This is a genomic window from Aestuariibacter sp. GS-14 (assembly GCF_006494365.1).
Taxonomy (GTDB): Bacteria; Pseudomonadota; Gammaproteobacteria; order Enterobacterales; family Alteromonadaceae; genus Alteromonas; species Alteromonas mangrovi.
In genome coordinates this window covers 148,957-166,867 of the sequence record NZ_VHIP01000003.1, presented here as the reverse complement: position 1 = coordinate 166,867, position 17,911 = coordinate 148,957, and the positions used below count along the sequence as shown (strand labels likewise).

15 protein-coding genes are annotated in these 17,911 nt (G+C 46.4%); 9 read left to right on the top strand and 6 right to left on the bottom strand.

From position 1 onward, the window contains the following. Nucleotides 1-92 precede the first annotated feature (92 nt). The 3 genes from FJ444_RS06625 to fldA all read left to right on the top strand — a co-directional run bounded on the left by FJ444_RS06625 (nucleotide 93) and on the right by fldA (nucleotide 1,772). The gene (locus tag FJ444_RS06625) at nucleotides 93-881 is read left to right on the top strand and encodes an alpha/beta fold hydrolase (protein ID WP_140957145.1); all 789 of its coding nucleotides are present in this window, start codon (nucleotides 93-95) and stop codon (nucleotides 879-881) included. A 109-nt stretch (nucleotides 882-990) separates the two neighbouring features. Next, nucleotides 991-1,215, top strand: a complete 225-nt coding sequence (locus FJ444_RS06620) for a DUF2788 domain-containing protein (RefSeq protein ID WP_140957144.1) — start codon at nucleotides 991-993, stop codon at nucleotides 1,213-1,215. Nucleotides 1,216-1,247: 32 nt separating this feature from the next. After that, nucleotides 1,248-1,772, top strand: a complete 525-nt coding sequence (fldA, locus tag FJ444_RS06615; RefSeq protein WP_140957143.1) for a flavodoxin FldA — start codon at nucleotides 1,248-1,250, stop codon at nucleotides 1,770-1,772. Between the two features lie 70 nt (nucleotides 1,773-1,842). Here fldA and FJ444_RS06610 read toward each other — a convergent pair whose 3' ends face one another. Beyond that, nucleotides 1,843-2,463: a PEP-CTERM sorting domain-containing protein gene (locus tag FJ444_RS06610; protein ID WP_140957142.1), complete on the bottom strand. Its 621-nt coding sequence runs from the start codon at nucleotides 2,461-2,463 to the stop codon at nucleotides 1,843-1,845. Nucleotides 2,464-2,738: 275 nt separating this feature from the next. Beyond that, complete coding sequence (locus FJ444_RS06605) at nucleotides 2,739-4,766, bottom strand: methyl-accepting chemotaxis protein (protein WP_255439061.1); 2,028 nt, start codon at nucleotides 4,764-4,766, stop codon at nucleotides 2,739-2,741. A gap of 332 nt (nucleotides 4,767-5,098) precedes the next feature. Here FJ444_RS06605 and fur point away from each other — a divergent pair, with 332 nt between their 5' ends. After that, nucleotides 5,099-5,524: a ferric iron uptake transcriptional regulator gene (gene fur / locus FJ444_RS06600; RefSeq protein WP_140957141.1), complete on the top strand. Its 426-nt coding sequence runs from the start codon at nucleotides 5,099-5,101 to the stop codon at nucleotides 5,522-5,524. A 74-nt stretch (nucleotides 5,525-5,598) separates the two neighbouring features. Here the strand turns inward: fur and FJ444_RS06595 are convergent, their stop codons facing one another. The 4 genes from FJ444_RS06595 to FJ444_RS06580 are packed head-to-tail and all read right to left on the bottom strand — an operon-like array spanning nucleotide 5,599 to nucleotide 8,910. Continuing rightward, a complete protein-coding gene (locus tag FJ444_RS06595) occupies nucleotides 5,599-6,462 on the bottom strand; it encodes an aminotransferase class IV (protein ID WP_140957140.1) in 864 nt (287 codons plus the stop codon). A gap of 22 nt (nucleotides 6,463-6,484) precedes the next feature. Beyond that, nucleotides 6,485-7,423 (bottom strand): biotin-dependent carboxyltransferase family protein, encoded by a 939-nt coding sequence (locus tag FJ444_RS06590; protein WP_140957139.1) that lies wholly within the window; start codon nucleotides 7,421-7,423, stop codon nucleotides 6,485-6,487. 3 nt (nucleotides 7,424-7,426) lie between these two features. Beyond that, complete coding sequence (pxpB, locus tag FJ444_RS06585) at nucleotides 7,427-8,143, bottom strand: 5-oxoprolinase subunit PxpB (RefSeq protein WP_140957138.1); 717 nt, start codon at nucleotides 8,141-8,143, stop codon at nucleotides 7,427-7,429. Beyond that, nucleotides 8,143-8,910: a 5-oxoprolinase subunit PxpA gene (locus FJ444_RS06580; protein WP_140957137.1), complete on the bottom strand. Its 768-nt coding sequence runs from the start codon at nucleotides 8,908-8,910 to the stop codon at nucleotides 8,143-8,145. Before FJ444_RS06580 ends, pxpB begins: the two co-directional genes overlap by 1 nt. Before the next feature lie 66 nt (nucleotides 8,911-8,976). Here FJ444_RS06580 and FJ444_RS06575 point away from each other — a divergent pair, with 66 nt between their 5' ends. From FJ444_RS06575 to FJ444_RS06555, 5 genes are all read left to right on the top strand, one after another. Next, entirely contained in the window at nucleotides 8,977-9,807 is an 831-nt protein-coding gene (locus FJ444_RS06575; protein WP_140957136.1) for a S1 RNA-binding domain-containing protein, read from the top strand. 7 nt (nucleotides 9,808-9,814) lie between these two features. Next, nucleotides 9,815-10,207: an OsmC family protein gene (locus FJ444_RS06570; RefSeq protein ID WP_140957135.1), complete on the top strand. Its 393-nt coding sequence runs from the start codon at nucleotides 9,815-9,817 to the stop codon at nucleotides 10,205-10,207. Between the two features lie 223 nt (nucleotides 10,208-10,430). After that, nucleotides 10,431-11,510 carry an efflux RND transporter periplasmic adaptor subunit gene (locus tag FJ444_RS06565; protein WP_140957134.1) on the top strand — a complete coding sequence of 360 codons (1,080 nt, stop codon included), beginning with the start codon at nucleotides 10,431-10,433 and terminating at the stop codon, nucleotides 11,508-11,510. A 24-nt stretch (nucleotides 11,511-11,534) separates the two neighbouring features. Then, a complete protein-coding gene (locus FJ444_RS06560; protein WP_140957133.1) occupies nucleotides 11,535-14,834 on the top strand; it encodes an efflux RND transporter permease subunit in 3,300 nt (1,099 codons plus the stop codon). Further along, a complete protein-coding gene (locus FJ444_RS06555) occupies nucleotides 14,827-17,895 on the top strand; it encodes an efflux RND transporter permease subunit (protein ID WP_140957132.1) in 3,069 nt (1,022 codons plus the stop codon). Before FJ444_RS06560 ends, FJ444_RS06555 begins: the two co-directional genes overlap by 8 nt. The last annotated feature ends 16 nt before the right edge of the window (nucleotides 17,896-17,911 follow it).

The window sequence follows — 17,911 nt, the reverse complement described above, 5'->3', positions numbered from 1 at the left end:
TTTTCTGCAACTTTGCTTTAAAAATGGGGGCCAGGCCCCCATTTTGTTATCATTAATAAATTCACAACACAAAGCGCACTTGCTATTTGCTCATGTCATTTCAATTACATCATCAAGTTTACTCGCATTCTGAGAATGCTCCCTGGGTTGTATTAATTCACGGATTATTTGGCAATCTGGATAATTTAACTGTATTGCGTAAACCGCTTTCAGAACACTTTAATGTGATCACGCTGGATTTACCTGATCATGGCGAATCGCCTCATGTAAATGCATTTACAATGGCGTTATGTGTAGAAGGTATCACTGCCCTGCTAAACAAATATAATGTGCCAACAGCCCATTTGGTTGGTCATTCGTTAGGGGGTAAGGCAGCGATGATGACTGCACTGTTATCGCCTGAAAGAGTAACATCGCTGGTTGTAATTGATATTGCCCCGGTTAACTATCCTCCGCATCACCAAACTATTTTCAAAGCCCTCAGGCTTGTTGATTTGTCGCAGGTACAATCCCGTAAAGACGCTGACAAACAATTACAAAGTGGTATTGAAGAAGCGGGTGTAAGACAGTTTTTACTTAAGAGTTTGTATCAAACAGAAGCCGGCAATTGGCAGTGGCGCTTTAATCTTGCAGGGTTAGAATCCAATTACAGCAACATTAGTGAATTTAATGCGCCTGAGAATGCCTGCTACCAAGGACCTGTGACCTTCATAAAAGGCGGGAATTCTGATTATATTCGCCGGGAGCATCAATCTGCTATTGCGACATTATTCCCACATGCCAAAGCCCGCATTGTAGAGGGCACAGGGCACTGGTTGCATGCCGAAAAGCCCCAGGTAGTGGCTAAACTCGTTGAGCGGGCATTACTCACTGCTCAATAAATTGATCAGAACAGTTAAGTGGCAGGTATAACGAAAAGTGCGTCAAGACGCCTGCGCAACCACAAAGTCTGTGGTATAGTTTGCGCGCAAAAAATAGCGAAGGTTTATTATGCTTGCGAAAAATTACGAACTCATTGAAACCATCATGCTCAATGCGGGTTTAGTGTGTTTATTTGCATTAATGGGATTCGCAGTACACGACGTACTGAAAAAGAACGATGTTCCCATGATTGGACGTGTTGTAGCTTATGGCGTATTAGGCCTGGGTGCAATGGGCTTTGTCGCCAAGGGCATCATCCAGATTTTCTGGACCACCAGTGGCGTAGGCAGTTAACTTAGTTAAGTGACAGGATATAGAGGTTAAATATGGCAAGTGTTGGCCTTTTCTTTGGCAGTGACACCGGCAATACTGAACATGTTGCCAAAATGATTCAGAAAGAGTTGGGCAAGAATCTGATTGCCGTTCACGATATTGCGAAAAGCACCAAAGAACAAATCGCCGAGTTCGACTTACTGATTTTTGGTATTCCAACCTGGTATTACGGTGAAGCTCAGTGTGATTGGGATGACTTTTTCCCGGAGCTGGAGCAAATTGATTTTAACGACAAGCTGGTAGCCATTTTCGGTTGTGGTGATCAGGAAGACTACGCAGAATATTTCCTTGATGCCATGGGCATGATTCGGGATATCGTTGAAGCGCGTGGGGCTATTCTGGTTGGGCAGTGGTCTACCGAGGGTTATGATTTCGAAGCTTCCAAAGGCATGGCAGACGACAATCACTTTGTCGGTTTAGGTATCGATGAAGATCGTCAGCCCGAGCTGACTGATGAGCGTGTTCGCGCCTGGTGCAAGCAGTTACACGAAGAACTGTGTCTGGCTGAATTAGCCTGATAACCGCTTGTAATCAATACAAAAAAGCCCGTTTTACACGGGCTTTTTTGTCACAACTGCAAAAAATTGATTAGTTTACACGCTTCCGAGAAGAAGCAATACCTACTAAGCCGAGAGCTAATAACATTAACGCTGCAGGAGCTGGTGCTGGCGTTGACTCTGAAGAAATCGTGCCTTGTTGATAATAAATTGTACCGTTCCAAATGCGTGGTGAGAATGTTGAATCAAATAGGTATCCTTTACCTACACCTTGCAGAATTTGTAGTTCGCCATTGTCTGCGTATACGCTGCCCACCGAAGTACCATTGGTATAATTCATTACAGTATTATTCGCTGTTATGTATAAAGCAGTTGTTGTAAATCCACTTAGCACAAAGTCAGCAACATCGAAAAACGTGGCAACATTTGCACCAGAAGATACCACTGCGCTTGAGCCAATCAAAGACCATGCACCCGAAGTAGTTTCAAATCCGCTATAAGACCCAGATTTGGTATAAACCTCAATAGTATGTGTACCATTGTCGAGATTTAAATCTAATCCGGTAACAGTAACATCACCTATTAAGTTTACAACGTCAAACATATTTCCGGCCTGACCGTTATTTGATGCAAAGGTCGTACTGATAAGACTAGCCTGCGCCTGACCAGCTACCATTAATAACGATGCAACCACTCCCATCCACTTCTTCATAATATTAAACTCCAGCTTAACAACACAATAAACAATTAATACCAACCTAGTTAATCAACTTGCATGCCAATCATGCAAGCTATTGTATTTAATACAATAAAACACAAAGTGTAAATTTTTTAAACAATAGATGTAAAAAAATCAGACACATAAAAACAGAATGTGAAATGGAGTAAAGTAAGGAATTAAGGCACTACTATGAGGTACTAACGCGCCAGTTTGGCTTGGCACTGACGCGGTATTTAATAATGAGGCAACAATAATATTGCGCCAGTTTATAACTTAAACTGCGTAACCGCCCGTTTAAGATCCGAGATTTCTTCTTCAATTTGAGACGTAGACTCATTGGCTTTTTGCGTGCTGCTAGCACTGAGTTCAGCCAATTCAACAATGCGTTGCAGGCTGCCAGCCACATCTTCTAACAAGTCATCCTGCTTGCGGGTATCGTTAACGATTTCAAGATTGATGCTGCTAAGTTCATTAATAATTGCACTGATATTGGCCACCTGTTCGGTAACCTGCTCAGTAAGGCTAACCCCGTGTTGTGACTGATCACGCCCCAGATTAATGGCTTTTACGGCCTGAGCGGCATCGCGCTGCAGGTTACCAATCATCGACTCAATTTCTTCGGTAGAATTATGCGTGCGATTTGCCAGTGTTCTCACCTCATCTGCCACCACCGCAAACCCTCTGCCCTGTTCACCCGCTCGGGCGGCTTCAATGGCAGCGTTTAACGCCAATAAGTTAGTTTGTTCGGCAATCGTTTTAATTACGTCCAGAATACTGCCAATACTGCGGCTGTTTTCATCAAGACGATGTACCACATTGGCCGATTCTTCTGCTTGTCTGGCCTGGCTCAGAACCTGCTGACGGTTAGTTTCGGCTAGTTTGGCAATGTTGCGAGATTGCTCTTCAACAATGCGTAGCTTTTCCATCGCAATGTTAATTTGCTGCAGGTTGTTATTGCTGGTCTCACGGACGTGCTGAGTGTTGGTGGCAGTAACCTGAACCTGCTCGCGTTGTTCATCTACCTGTTGCAGGCTTTTTTCGCCAAGCGATACGCTGGATTTAATCACCTCTTCCAGGCGATGCTCCTGAGAAATAATATTGCCTACCAATGTTCGCAAGCTCTCTGTAAGCGCATTGATTTTGGCAGACAGCGCGGCAAATTCGTCGCTACCGGACTGGTCAAGCCTGCGTGTTAAATCGCCCTGGCTTAATTGTGTTAACCCGCGATTAATCTTCACAAGCGGTTTTGCAATACTGCGTGTAGTAAGCACCCCTAAAAATACAGCGGCAATCAGCCCTATAACAAATACGGCTGCTGTTTTTACCAACGCACCTACTACCGTATCCAAAATTTTCTGCTGTGCACTAAGGGTACTGTCATTCACCTGCGCATATAACGAACCAATGCTCTCCAGGGCCTGTTTAAGTGCTACCTGCGCAGCCTGTTGATGCGCAATGCTTTTTGCCGCGTGATCCAACTTTTCCTGCTGCATCCATATCAAACCTTCAGCACCGTTGATTGCATCCATTAACTTATCAAATTGTTCATTAAAGCTATCAACGGTACCCTGCGTATCCACTTGTTCAGCCAACCTGTTCAGATAATCTTTGTCTACCTGAAGGTTACTGATTTGATAGCTGAGGTCGTCCACAATAACTGTCGTCGCGTCAGGGTCGAAGCTGGATGACAAATCCGTGATAGCGTTATTCATGGTTAGCAGTTTATTGTCGATATTGGTGCCTGTACCAATGATGGTCTCGACGCCTTGCTGGCTGGTATCCAAATAACTTAAATCCAGCATTAATGCGCTGGCTTCATCGGCAATCATTAACACGTTATCCCGATGGGAAAGCAATCGCTGTTCAAATTCGATTCGCAGCGCCAGTTCATTATACATAGCGTTACTTTCTGTTACGTAAGTGCGACTTGCATCAATTGCCTGAGTTGAGACCTGGCCACTGCCTAGCATTTTTGCCAGTTTATCGAGTTTGGTAATGAAGGCTTCGGAGCGACGTTTAAACGCATCCTGACTATCTGAAAGGCCTTGTTTGGTAGACTCGTGAAATCCGTTTGCGGTGACCGTGGCAAGCGTAAGAATATCAGTATTAACGTCGTTCATTTGCGTCTGAACTGGCATTTTTACTTCAATGACGTCTTCGGCAGACGATTGAATCGCGGACAAGCCCGTATAGGAGAGGATGCTGGTAATTAATAACAAGCATCCAAAAGACGCGAATCCGAGAATTATCTTATTAACGACGGTTAATGGCATGAGTTGACCTGCTTTATTCACACATTGCTCTTTATTATTGTATTCGTAATCATTAGCAACCTAACTTAGTCAATAGACTAAATTATGCTAATTATCAACAGCGTTACGTTATTGCCTGATTTAACAGGACAGACCACTCCTTTGCAACGCTTTAATTACATTATCGGCACAAAATCGTTATATTTCAGCACAATTTATTTACGTCTAAATAAAGATAGCTTACATCTTATCGCTTAGCCGACAATTTCTTATTATTTTGTCTATAAAGTCCATTTCATTGAAAGCTAACCCTTTTAAATCTGATTAACTCACCTATAATAGCCTGATATTTTTAAAGCAGACGTAGGCGCCTCATGGATCAAAATAAAGAATTAAAGAAAGCCGGCCTTAAAGTTACCTTGCCCCGACTGAAAATCCTGCAGATCCTGCAAGAGCCTCAGAATCAACACATTAGCGCTGAAGACGTATACAAAATCTTAATTGAGCAAGGTGAAGAAATTGGTCTTGCTACTGTGTATCGCGTATTAAACCAGTTTGATGACGCAGGTATTCTTAATCGCCATCATTTTGAAGGCGGAAAATCCGTATTTGAAATCAGCCACAAAGCGCATCACGACCATTTAGTATGCCTAAAATGTGGTAAGGTAATTGAGTTTGAAGACGAGTTAATTGAACAGCGTCAGGAACAGATTGCGAAAGACAACAAAATCAAACTCACTCACCACAGCTTGTACCTGTACGGAGAATGTACAGACGGCAATTGCGATTCAGTTGATTAATTATTGATTTATAAATAAAAAAGGGAGCAACTATCTGCTCCCTTTTTTATTCCCAAAGACTTAAACCGCGCGAACTACAGTTCAAATTTCAATTTACTGTATAGTGCAAACGCTTGTTCCCAAACAGGCCCAGCCTTACCATCGCCAATCGTTTGACTGCCCACCTGCACTACTGGCAATATTTCCTTACCGGAACTGGTAAGCCAGACTTCATCGGCGGCGTAGAGTTGATCTACCGTGATCGTGGTTTCACGACAGGGAATACCGCCTCTTTTCAAACATTCCAGCACCAGTAGCCGGGTAATACCGGGAAGTAACTGATTATCCAGTGGCGGCGTTAACACTTCACCGTTTTTTACAATAAACACGTTACTGCTACTGGCTTCGGTAATCTGCTTTTCATGATTAAACAAGATCGTTTCAGCATTGCCATCGCGATATCCCTGCTGAAAATGCATCACGTTCCCTAATAACGCCGTGGATTTAATGTGGCAGCGCTGCCAGCGTAAATCTTCCGTAATGGCAACTTTAGCACCGGGATGAATAGTGCGATCGGCTTTCGCCGGGGCGGTTAGCGTAAATGCAAAGGCAAATACAGTAGGCTCAATGCCTTGTGGGTAGGCGTGAAAACGGCGGGTATCGGCACCACGACTCACATGCAGATACACTCCTATATTGTTGCCTAGCACCTCTCGATTAGACGTGATCAGCCGCTGACAGATCGCTTTTGTATCCTGTTCTGATAAGGCAGAGTTAATTTCTACCAGTGCCAAACCCTGTTGCATTCGTTTGAAATGCTGAGCAAACCCCACCATCTTGCCGTCGTAGCTGGGCACCACTTCATAAATGCCATCACCAAATAAAAAGCCCCGGTCAAGTGGCGAAATACGCGCTTCCTGTAAAGGCAGGAACTCCCCGTTTAGGTAAGCTGTTGTCATGAAATTCTCGTATGAAGAAACGCTAGTTACCAAACCACCTGGCAATGGATGATTGCTGAAGCAACCACGTTGCACGGGCATTGGCGGCGTCGAGTTGATAAAACTGTATCTTATCACCTGGCAGGCACTGGGCGAAACGGTAAAGATCGCAACGAGCCAGTGCGCCCATTTTTGGATATCCGCCCAACGTTTGCCTGTCGGCCATCATCACTATTGGCTGGCCATCTGGTGGTACCTGGACACTGCCTGCCGCAATGGCCTCTGAATACAAAGTAGACATACTACTTTTTACCTCAGGCCCTTTCAGTCGCACACCCATTCTGTCCATCTGTGGCGTCACGTCATATTCACTGCTCAATAAACGTTGCCAGGTTAATGTACTGAATGCCTGATGCTGGTAACCTGGCACAATCCCAATTAATGCAGTTGAGTCGTATTTGGGTATCAGGTGCGCGGGTAAACTGGCCGGTGAATTAAGAGATAAACCCGCTGAAATAGCTTTTACGTTCAACGTATCACCAACCCTGATTGATGAACCATCTTTGTGTAATCCACCCATATTTTCCCGCTTTACGGTTGAGGCACTGCCCACGATCGCATCAACGGCAAATCCTGATGGCACGGCCACATAATGCCGAGTGCCTAAACGCTCCGGTCGAATATGCACAATTGAATTAGCGTTTACTGCAAAGCGTTGCCAGCAATCTGTTTGCTGGTTATCTATCAGTAACGTTGCCGCAGGACCGGTTACGCTCAGGTAGCAGTCCTGTTCAACAAACAATGTACATTCCCCCATTATTTCGACGGTGGGGGCATTTGTTTGTCCGCATAAACGGTTTGCTAATTCAAATGCCCGTGCATCCATCGGGCCTGACTGACAAAATCCCTGATGTAACACACCGCGACGCCCTGCATCTACAATAATGGCTGATAGCCCAATATGTTGTATTTGAATTGCCATGCCTCAGCCTTTGTCCCAAAGCAGACCATGCTGCGCCGCAAGTTGTAAAAAAGTGGTTTGGTCGATAGCCGTAAACGATACTGTATCCCCTGCACTAATTAACACTCGCGCACCATCCTTTGGGGAATACAAAGGAATAGGACACAAACCCAAAAGATGCCAGCCGCCTGGCGATTCACTTGGGTATACCGCAGTTTGCCGGTCTGCAATGGCAACTGCCCCGGCAGGGACTTTTGTTCTGGGTTTTGCCATTCTGGGCACAGTTAACGCTGGGTCCAGCTCCCCCAAATAGGCAAAACCGGGGGCGAAACCGACAGCGTAAGCCCGATACGTAATATTGCTGTGCAGATTGATAATGGCTTCTTTCGATAATCCGGTATGCAAAGCGATTTGGTCAAGATCATTTGCCTGTGGCGCACCGTACCAAACGGGCAAACTGTGATGCAGGCCTTTTGGTTTGTCGGTACTGGCGTCAAGCTGTAACTGCGATAACGCACAATAAACGCTGTGATGGTCGGCTTGCCACATGTCAAACACTAACATCACGCTGTCGTAAGAAGGAATTAGCTCTACTAACCACTCGTATTTCTTCGCACTTATCGACTCAACCAGAGATTGAATAACGACATTCTTTTCTGGCAGTGACTCACCAGCAGCATAAAGAATCACCCCATCCTCCGCCGCGATTTGAATATCCCGTAACTTACCAAACGGCTTCATCAGTCGTTAATTCCTGGCCTTACATGGGTTAATTTTCGTTTGGTTAGCGCAACTCGCAAGGCTTCAGCCATTGCCAGCGCGCCAGGCGAATCGCCATGTACACACAGCGTATCAACTGGCATAGCCAGTACAGAGCCATCTGAAGCCACAATTTCACCGCGATCCATAATGCGGATAGCCTGTTCAAATGCCTCTGATTCACTTAACACTGCGCCGGGCAATCGACGGGACAACAAATAGCCATTCGGGGTATAGCGTCTGTCGGCAAACGCTTCAAACAACAATACCAGGTTGTACTGCCCTGCCTGCTGACTGATTAGCTTGTGATCGGGATGAGCTTGCAACATAAGAGGGATGCCAGGTACCGAACACTCCGCTACGGCTTTCATAACGGTGTCACGAATGCGTGGATCGCGCATCATGTCATTGTAGAGGGCACCGTGGGGCTTAACATACTCGATTTCCATTCCCTGAACCGCGGCCATGCCTGAAATCGCCGCGATTTGGTAATGCAAACAGGCGACGAGTTCATCCTCAGACATCGCCAGGCTGCGCCGGCCAAAGCCCTGTAAATCAGGATATGAAGGATGCGCGCCAACAGAAACCTGATGCTGTTTGGCAAGCTGCAACGCCCGTTGCATCACCAAAGGATCACCGGCGTGAAATCCACAAGCAATGTTGGCCATATCGATATGCACCATAATTTGCTCGTCCACCGGCATGCTCCAGGCACCAAAACTTTCGCCTAAATCGCAATTTAACATCATAAGCTGTTAGCTCTTGGTAATTGATCGGGTATCATGTTACCTATTTCGTATTAAAAGTCAGTGTTTATGATCACATTAGGCCAAATCAATACCTTAACCGTACAAGGTGAATTCCCGTTTGGATACCAGCTCGCTCATTCTGAAGATGATCGCGTAGTGGTATTACCTGGGCCCGTAACAGAACCGCTGGCAGAAGGCAGCGAAATACAGGTGCTGGTATATACCGATGAAAACGGCCAGCTTACTGCCAGTCAAAAAACCCCCAAAGCCCAGGCGGGCGAGGTAAAAGTGTTAAAGGCCGTGGGTGTAACCGACTTCGGCGCCTTCTTTGACTGGGGTATTGAAAAAGACTTGTTGGTGCCTCGCCAGAATCAGGCTGTACCGATCAGCGAGGGCATGGTGTATCCGGTATACATTTACGTTGATCCTAACAGTGAGCGCCTTGTTGGTGCTACCAAACTGCATCCGTTTTTAAGCGAGAAAGGCACATATTTTAAGCCGGATCAGGAAGTAGAACTGATTGTTTACGCAAAAACCGAACTGGGCTTTAAAGTGGTAATCAATCAATCCCACCTGGGATTAATTTTTGCCAGTGAGGCATTCAAGCCACTGCGTATTGGCGAAGAAACCACCGGATATATTAAGCAGATCCGCGAGGATGGTAAAATTGACGTTAGCCTGCAACAGGTAAACGCTACTGGCCGTGATAAACTGCAACAGGACATACTTGACGACCTGGAAGCGCACGGCGGTATGTCTACCCTGACGGACAAGAGTCCACCCGATGAAATTTATGCCCGTTTTAACGTAAGTAAAGCAGCCTACAAGCGCGCCCTGGGTGCATTGTATAAACAACATAAAATCCGTCTGGACAAACAAAAAATAACGTTACTTTGAGGTGACTATGAAAGCGACAGTAAGCTGGCAACAGGCTCTTACCTTTAACGGTAAAACTGAATCCGGTTATCAACAAACCATGGACGGCAACGGCGAAGCCATTTCACCCATGGAATCCGTTTTGCTGGCAGTAGGCGCCTGCTCCAGTATCGACGTAGTTGATATACTGAAAAAGCGCCGTCTTACCATTCACGACTGTGAATGTGATTTATCGGCCGAGCGCGCAGAACAGCCACCACGGGTGTTTACCGCCATTCACGCACATTACAAAGTGAAAGGCGACAACCTGACAGATAAAGACGTAGAGCGTGCGGTAGCACTATCTGCCGAAAAATACTGCTCTGTCATGTTAATGCTAAAAGGCAATGTAGACATTACAACCAGCTACCAAATTCTCTGATAAAACAGTGGTCAGATGGCAAATATTAGCGCATCTGACCAACAAAAAGCCCATCACACCAAAAAATACCGCTTCAAACCACAACCAGCTGATACATCTGGTTACACATGGACACATTAAGTCGCTAATTTATTGTTTTAATTGCATTTATAATTTTATTAACAAGCTGGCACACCACATGCTCATTAGCGTGTATACATAAAATTAATGCAGGTACCTGACCATGGAAACTTCAAAACGCACTACCCTTTCAACTCTATTGCTTGCTGGCACCCTGCTGACTTGTGCCGGCCTCACCGGTTGTATGGATGATGCTGAAGCCACTAACGCAACAGAGAAAAAAGAAGAAGTAATTGTTAGCATCCCGGTTGAAGCTGAAGCAATTCGCACCGGCGACATCTCTTCGAGCTACAACACCACCGCTATTCTTGAGGCAAAAGAAGAAGCGTTTGTAGTAGCCCGGGCATCCGGCATCATTGAACACATTTTTGTAGAAGAAGGTGATTACGTAGAAAAAGGCCAGGTGCTTGCGCAACTGGATCAAAAGCGCTACGAACTGAATTTGAGTAAGGCCCGTGCTGACTTAACGGGTGTCGAAAAAGAATTAAACAAAGTAGATAAAGTTTACTCCCGTAAATTGGTAAGTGACGATACCTACGACAAATTAACCGCCCAATATGAAGCGGCTAAAGCGGTGCTGGCGCTGGCAGAGCTGGATTTAAAAGAAACCACCATTACTGCGCCCATAAGCGGTTACATTGCCGAACGAAATGCAAAAGTAGGTAACCTTACCGAGTCTTTCCAACGCGAAAGAATGTTCCACATTGTGCAGCAAAAAGCCCTGCAAGGCATTGTTCATCTGCCAGAGAGTGAAATGTCGGCCATTGCGGCTAAACAACCAGCAACACTTCGTATCGCTGCGCTGGGCAACGCTGAAGTACTAGGTTATGTTGAACGGATCAGCCCGGTGGTAGACGCGACCACGGGTACGTTTAAAGTAACCTTGACCGTACCCAATCAGGATGGCCTTTTAAAAGCCGGTATGTTTTCTGAAGTTGCCATTAACTACTCTACTCACCAGAATGCCACCCTGGTACCACGCAAAGCCCTGCTTGCCATCGATAACAGCACAAGCGTGTTTATTGTTGATAACGGCGTGGCGAAGAAAATAGATGTATCAACCGGCTTTGAAGATGCCAGTTATGTAGAAATCACCCAAGGTCTTACTGGCTCTGAAACGGTAGTGACCGTGGGTCATCACAACCTGAAAGACGCTTCTCCTGTTGTTATTGTAAAAAGCTAAACAACGGCAGGCGGAGAACACACTATGAGTATTGTAGATATTGCCGTAAAACGGCCGGTAGCGATCGCCATGTTCACCCTGGCGATCCTGTTGTTCGGTATGGTTTCACTGGGCCGGTTATCAGTAAATTTGTTACCCGAACTGGCTTACCCTACCCTTACCATTCGCACCGATTACACGGGTGCCGCGCCAGCAGAAGTAGAGCAACTGGTATCCAAACCCATTGAAGAAACGATTGGCACGGTGAAAGGTGTTCGCACAGTGAAATCCGTTTCACGTCCGGGGCAATCTGATGTGGTGCTGGAATTTGCATGGGGCACTGAAATGGATTTTGCCAGCCTGGAGGTACGCGAAAAACTGGATGTGCTTCAACTTCCTCTCGACGTGGAAAAGCCGCGTTTGTTGCGATTCAATCCAAGTTTAGATCCTATTTTGCGCTATGGACTTAGTCTGTCTGTTCAGGATGGCAGCGACCAGACCGATGCCATGAAGCAGTTGCGCGTGTATGCCGAAGAGCAAATAAAGCGCAAACTGGAATCCATTGAAGGAGTAGCCTCGGTAAAAATTGGTGGTGCACTGGAAAATGAAATCCAGGTACTGGCTGATCAGCGCCGCATGAGCCAGCTGAATATCAGCGTAAATGACATCATTAAACGTTTAAAGGAAGAGAACATTAATGCCGCCGGTGGCCGTATCGATAATGGCAATCAGGCGTTTTTAGTTCGCACGTTGAATCAGTTTACGGAACTGGATGAAATTGGTCAGATGTACATTGCCAACCGCAACGGTACATCGATCCAACTAAAAGACGTAGCGACTATTTCAAACACCTTTAAAGAACGCGATGCCATTAGCCGCTTCAACGGGTTGGAAGGAGCTGAAGTAGCCATTTATAAAGAAGGTGATGCTAATTCAGTAGATGTTGCCCGTTTGGTTAGCATTGAACTGGAGCACATCGCCGAGCAATTACCCAGCCAGTACAAGCTGGACAAAGTATATGACCAGAGTGAATTCATTAAACAAGCCATCGACGATGTAAAGTCGTCGGCGGTGATCGGCGGCATTCTGGCCATGTTGGTACTGTATTTATTTTTACGTGATTTCTGGCCAACATTTATAATTTCGGTGTCCATTCCCCTGTCGGTCATTGCTACCTTCAACATGATGTACGGCAATGATATCAGCCTGAACATTATGAGCCTGGGTGGTATCGCACTGGCAGTGGGTTTACTGGTAGACAATAGCATTGTGGTACTGGAAAACATCGACAAACACAAACAAGCCGGCAAAGGCCTTATCAGCACTGCGCAAGCTGCGGCTGCGGGTACCAAAGAGGTGTCGAATGCAATCCTGGCATCTACCTTAACTACCCTTGCGGTGTTTGTACCACTTATTTTTGTAGAAGGTATTGCGGGCCAGTTATTCAGTGACCAGGCAATGACCGTATCGTTTGCATTGGTAGCCTCTTTACTGGTCGCTCTCACTGTAATTCCTGCTCTGGCCGCAAAAGCCAAACAAGCCGATACCCCCTTTGAAGCAAATCCGGAGCTTGAACACGTAGCTCCTCAGAAGCCAACCGGCATTGCAAAGGTGTTTTACTACCTTACCTGGCCGGTTCGCATGCTGCTGAAGCTGGTTTTTGTTTACCTTCCCATGCTTATTACTACCGTGATCATAAGCATCTGGCGCGTACTCAGCAAAGTATGCGGGTTAGCTCTGTATCCATTCGCGCAACTTTTCAACCTGGCCTTCAACGGCATTCAAGCCGCCTATAACAATATATTACGCGGCGCACTTCACGCCCGGGTATTGGTATTGAGCTGTTCCATTGCGGTTACCGCGCTGGCTTTTCTGTTGATCCCTAAACTGGGCATGGAATTAATTCCCCGTATGTCCCAGGGCGAGTTCTTTGTGGAAGTAAATTTACCAGCGGGATCACGGGTTGAGCAAACTGACGCACTGTTGAAAAAAGTAGCTGCGTACACAGAAGCGTTGCCGGGCGTTGCCCGTACCTACTCCTTGGCCGGCACCGGCAGCCTTATCAGCGCCGCGCCGTCTCAAGGGGGTGACCACTGGGGTAAGCTGAACGTGGTATTAAATAGTGGTACCACCGATACAGACGAAGCTCAGGTTAAAAACGCCATGCGTGAATTTCTGCAACAACAGGCAGGAGTGCAAAGTAAATTTGGTTACCCTGAATTGTTTACCTTTGCGGCACCAATACAAATCGAGTTGCAAGGATACGATTTAGCCTCACTGCAGCGCTACAGCGACCTGTTAAGTGCAGAACTGACTAATAACGATCGATTTGCCGACGTTACCAGCAGTTTGCGCATTGGTAATCCGGAGCTAAAAATCAATTTTAACCATGCAGCGTTAGCCCGTCTGAATATGGATGCGTCTACCGTGTCAAAACTGGTAGCGGCTCAGGTAGGCGGTGAAGTAGCGACTCAATACAGCATGCAGGATCGCAAAATAGATATTTTGGTACGTACCAATGAAGCCCAGCGCGATCAGATTGAAGACATTGGTCAAATCATGATTAATCCGGGTGCCGAGCAGCCTATTCCACTTCATGCCGTAGCGGATGTGTTTATTAGCAACGGTCCCAGTGAAATTACCCGTGTTGGCCAACAGCGCGTAGCGTTAATTGAAGCCAACCTGCGTTATGGCGATCTTACACAAGGTGTGGATGCGGCACAAAAAATCATTCACAGCTTAACGCTGCCATTGTCGCTTAAAGCCAGTATTGCCGGCCAAAGCGAAGACATGCAGCAGAGTTTTGACTCATTAATACTGGCGCTGTGCTTGGCGGTATTTATGGTGTACATCGTAATGGCATCGCAGTTTGAATCGCTGGGTCATCCCCTGCTGATCCTGTTCTCTATCCCCATGGCAGTAGCGGGTGCTATTTATGGTTTGCTACTTACCAATACACATGTGAGCGTGGTGGTGTTTATCGGCCTGATTATGTTGTGCGGTATTGTGGTAAACAACGCCATTGTATTAATCGACCGAATTAATCAGCTACGCGAACAAGGCCAGGACAAACACAGCGCCATTATCGACGCAGCCAATCACCGCTTGCGCCCAATTGTGATGACCACACTCACCACTATTCTGGGATTACTGCCCATGGCAATTGGTTTTGGTGAGGGTGCGGAAGTGCGTACGCCAATGGCAGTAACGGTAATATTTGGTTTGCTGTTCTCTACCCTGCTTACGCTGATTTTACTACCGGTTGTGTATTCCCTGTTTGACCGCAAGCGCTTTGATGTAACCAGTGCGACCGCTGCAGAAAGCAAGGAGACAGTGTATGGATAAATTTGCCGAAGCGGGTGCTGGGCTGGCGGCGTTTGCCTTGCGCAAACCCGTCACTATCTGCATGATTTTTATCTCGTTGCTGATTTTTGGTATCGCTTCATCCCGGTTATTGCCACTGGAAAAATTTCCGGGCATTGATATTCCGCAGATGATGGTACAAATCCCCTACAACGACGCAACGCCTGCTGAGATTGAACGCATGATTACGCGCCCGGTGGAGGAAGCCATTGCCACCATGTCGGGTATTAAACGCCTGCAGGCATCCTCGTTTGAAAATCGCGCTGAGATTTTTGTCGAGTTTGCCTGGGACGCCAACATTAAAGCAAAGAGTATTGAAGCCCGGGAAAAAATCGATGCTATTCGCGATGAGTTACCCGACGATGTAGAGCGTGTGCTGGTATATAAATTTAATACCAACGACATGCCTATTTTTCAGTTGCGGGTTTCCAGTGATCGCGACCTGTCAAACGCCTATGATTTGCTGGATCGCAACCTGAAACGCGTAATTGAACGTGTTCCAGGGGTGTCTCGTGTAGAGTTGTACGGCGTTGAGAAAAAGCAAATCAGTGTGCGCCTGATCCCCGAGCGTATTACGTCACTACACATCGATACTGATCAGTTAGGGCAGCGCTTACGGGCGGCCAACTTTTCAATGAGTGCCGGCCATTTTTTTGCCAACGACCAAAAATACATGGTTAACCCTCAGGGTGAATTTACCGATATGCGCGATGTGGAACAGCTGTACGTTGCGCCGGGCATTATGCTTAAAGACATTGCCACCATTAGTTTTGAGTTACCAGAACGCAATGAAGGACGGCATTTGGATCGCTCCTACGCTGTAGGCTTCAATATTTTTCGAGAATCCAGCTCCAACCTGGTAGAAGTATCCCGTCAGGTAATGAAGGTTATCGAAAAAGCGAAAGAAGATCCGGCGTTTAATGGCATAAACCTGTTCGTTATGGATGATGTAGCCGATTCCGTTACTTCGTCTTTGAGTGATTTGGTAGAAGCCGGACTGGTTGGCGCGTTGTTGTCTATTGTGGTGCTTTACTTATTTCTGCGACAACTGACCACCACGCTGCTGGTAGTGCTCTCGGTGCCCTTCTCTATTTGCATAACGCTGGGCGTAATGTACCTGTTTGACTATTCGTTGAATATATTGTCACTCATGGGACTCATGCTGGCGGTAGGTATGCTGGTAGATAACGCGGTTGTGATCACCGAGAGTATATTTCAACAACGAGAACACTATAGCAATCCAGAAACAGCCACTAAGGTGGGTGTGGGTAAAGTGAGTCTGGCTGTAATTGCCGGTACCACAACCACAGCAATTGTATTTTTACCTAACATTGTAGGCGTAAAAATCGATATAACTGTGTTCCTGGAACATGTTGCTATTGCGATCTGTATTTCACTATTTGCTTCGTTGTTGATTGCGCAAACACTGATCCCATTGCTGGCATCAAAAATGAAATCGCCCAAAGCACATCAGCAAGGTACCCCTTCCTACATCAACAAGTACCGCTCCATGCTGAACTGGACCATGCAAAATCAACGCAAATCAGCGCTGATTGCTTTGCTGATCCTGGCAAGTACTATGATCCCCATCGGCGCCGTATCCAGTGATGACGAAGGTAACGACGACCAGGGGCGAATCTGGCTGAATTACCACATTACGCAAAACTTTACGCTGGAAGAAGTAGAGAAAACCGTTGATAAAATGGAGGAATTTCTCTATGCCAACCAGGAAAAATTCTTCATTAAACAGGTCTACACCTATTATCAACCGGGTTTTGCTGTGTCGAACCTGACACTACAGGATGACTTACCTGTTCCAGTGTCGGAAATTAAACGCAGAATCAGTGAGGAGATGCCTCAATTTGTGCGAGCCCGCCCTTCGTTTCGTTGGAATGACGGCAACGGCGGTGGTGTGAGATTAACCTTGTTGGGTGAATCTTCCGAGCAGCTTCGTACCATTGCTGATCGCGTGGTTACGGTGTTGGGTAGCGTCGATGGTCTGATAGACGTAAAAGCGGATGTGGGCAGTGAACGCCAGGAATTGCAAATCAACATTGATCGTCAGAAGGCATTTAAACTGGGCTTAAATGCGCAGGAGGTAGCGAATCTGGTGGCCACGGCATTGCGGGGTAACAACCTGCGTACCTTCCGTTACGGTGAGGCTGGCGAAATTAATGTGAAACTACTCTACGGAAAATCCGTGCAGGAATCACTGTCTGCGTTACGCAACCTGAACATTGCTTATACAGACGGCAGAAACATTACACTGGATATGGTTGCAAATATTTCCGTTGCGCCTCAATTGTCTCAGATTAACCGTTATTACCGTCAAACTGCGTTGTCGATTGGTGCCAATCTTGAAGAAGAGACAACCATGGAACAGGCACGTGAGCGCATTGAAACTGCCATGCAATATATTTCGCTGCCCTCTGGCTATGACTGGACGCTGGATGGGGGCTTCCGCCGTCAGGACGAAGCCTTTGCGGTAATGCAAATGAACATGTTGCTTGCGGTGTGCATGATTTACATTGTTATGGCGGCGTTGTTTGAATCCATTTTACTGCCCACAGCGGTAATCAGTTCGTTGTTATTCAGTATCACCGGCGTATTCTGGGCGTATATGTTTACTGGCACATCGATGTCGGTGATGGGAATGATAGGCATGCTTATCCTCATGGGCATAGTGGTAAACAACGGCATTGTGTTGGTCGATCGCATAAACCAGTTGCTCAATGAAGGAGAAAGCCTGTTAAACGCAGTTGTTGACGGCTGTAGCTCAAGGATCAGACCCATATTAATGACGGTAGCAACTACCGTATTAGGCCTTATTCCGCTTGCCCTGGGCTCTACCCGAATTGGCGGTGATGGCCCAACCTATGCGCCAATGGCCATAGCTATTATTGGGGGATTAGTCTTCTCTACACTCACCAGTTTATTTTTGGTGCCGTTGGCTTATGTGCTATTGCTGAAAGTACGTTACCGTACCAGTAGGATGATTCACAGAATGAAGCAATGGGTAGGACAATGGATTGCGGCAAGCTAACCAGCCGATAACAAGA

Bases quoted from the DNA above. Each gene is read 5' to 3' on its own strand.
- FJ444_RS06625 (WP_140957145.1), top strand. From the start codon at position 93: ATGTCATTTCAATTACATCATCAAGTTTACTCGCATTCTGAGAATGCT.
- FJ444_RS06620 (WP_140957144.1), top strand. From the start codon at position 991: ATGCTTGCGAAAAATTACGAACTCATTGAAACCATCATGCTCAATGCG.
- fldA (WP_140957143.1), top strand. From the start codon at position 1,248: ATGGCAAGTGTTGGCCTTTTCTTTGGCAGTGACACCGGCAATACTGAA.
- FJ444_RS06610 (WP_140957142.1), bottom strand. From the start codon at position 2,463: ATGAAGAAGTGGATGGGAGTGGTTGCATCGTTATTAATGGTAGCTGGT.
- fur (WP_140957141.1), top strand. From the start codon at position 5,099: ATGGATCAAAATAAAGAATTAAAGAAAGCCGGCCTTAAAGTTACCTTG.
- FJ444_RS06595 (WP_140957140.1), bottom strand. From the start codon at position 6,462: ATGACAACAGCTTACCTAAACGGGGAGTTCCTGCCTTTACAGGAAGCG.
- FJ444_RS06590 (WP_140957139.1), bottom strand. From the start codon at position 7,423: ATGGCAATTCAAATACAACATATTGGGCTATCAGCCATTATTGTAGAT.
- pxpB (WP_140957138.1), bottom strand. From the start codon at position 8,143: ATGAAGCCGTTTGGTAAGTTACGGGATATTCAAATCGCGGCGGAGGAT.
- FJ444_RS06580 (WP_140957137.1), bottom strand. From the start codon at position 8,910: ATGATGTTAAATTGCGATTTAGGCGAAAGTTTTGGTGCCTGGAGCATG.
- FJ444_RS06575 (WP_140957136.1), top strand. From the start codon at position 8,977: ATGATCACATTAGGCCAAATCAATACCTTAACCGTACAAGGTGAATTC.
- FJ444_RS06570 (WP_140957135.1), top strand. From the start codon at position 9,815: ATGAAAGCGACAGTAAGCTGGCAACAGGCTCTTACCTTTAACGGTAAA.
- FJ444_RS06565 (WP_140957134.1), top strand. From the start codon at position 10,431: ATGGAAACTTCAAAACGCACTACCCTTTCAACTCTATTGCTTGCTGGC.
- FJ444_RS06560 (WP_140957133.1), top strand. From the start codon at position 11,535: ATGAGTATTGTAGATATTGCCGTAAAACGGCCGGTAGCGATCGCCATG.
- FJ444_RS06555 (WP_140957132.1), top strand. From the start codon at position 14,827: ATGGATAAATTTGCCGAAGCGGGTGCTGGGCTGGCGGCGTTTGCCTTG.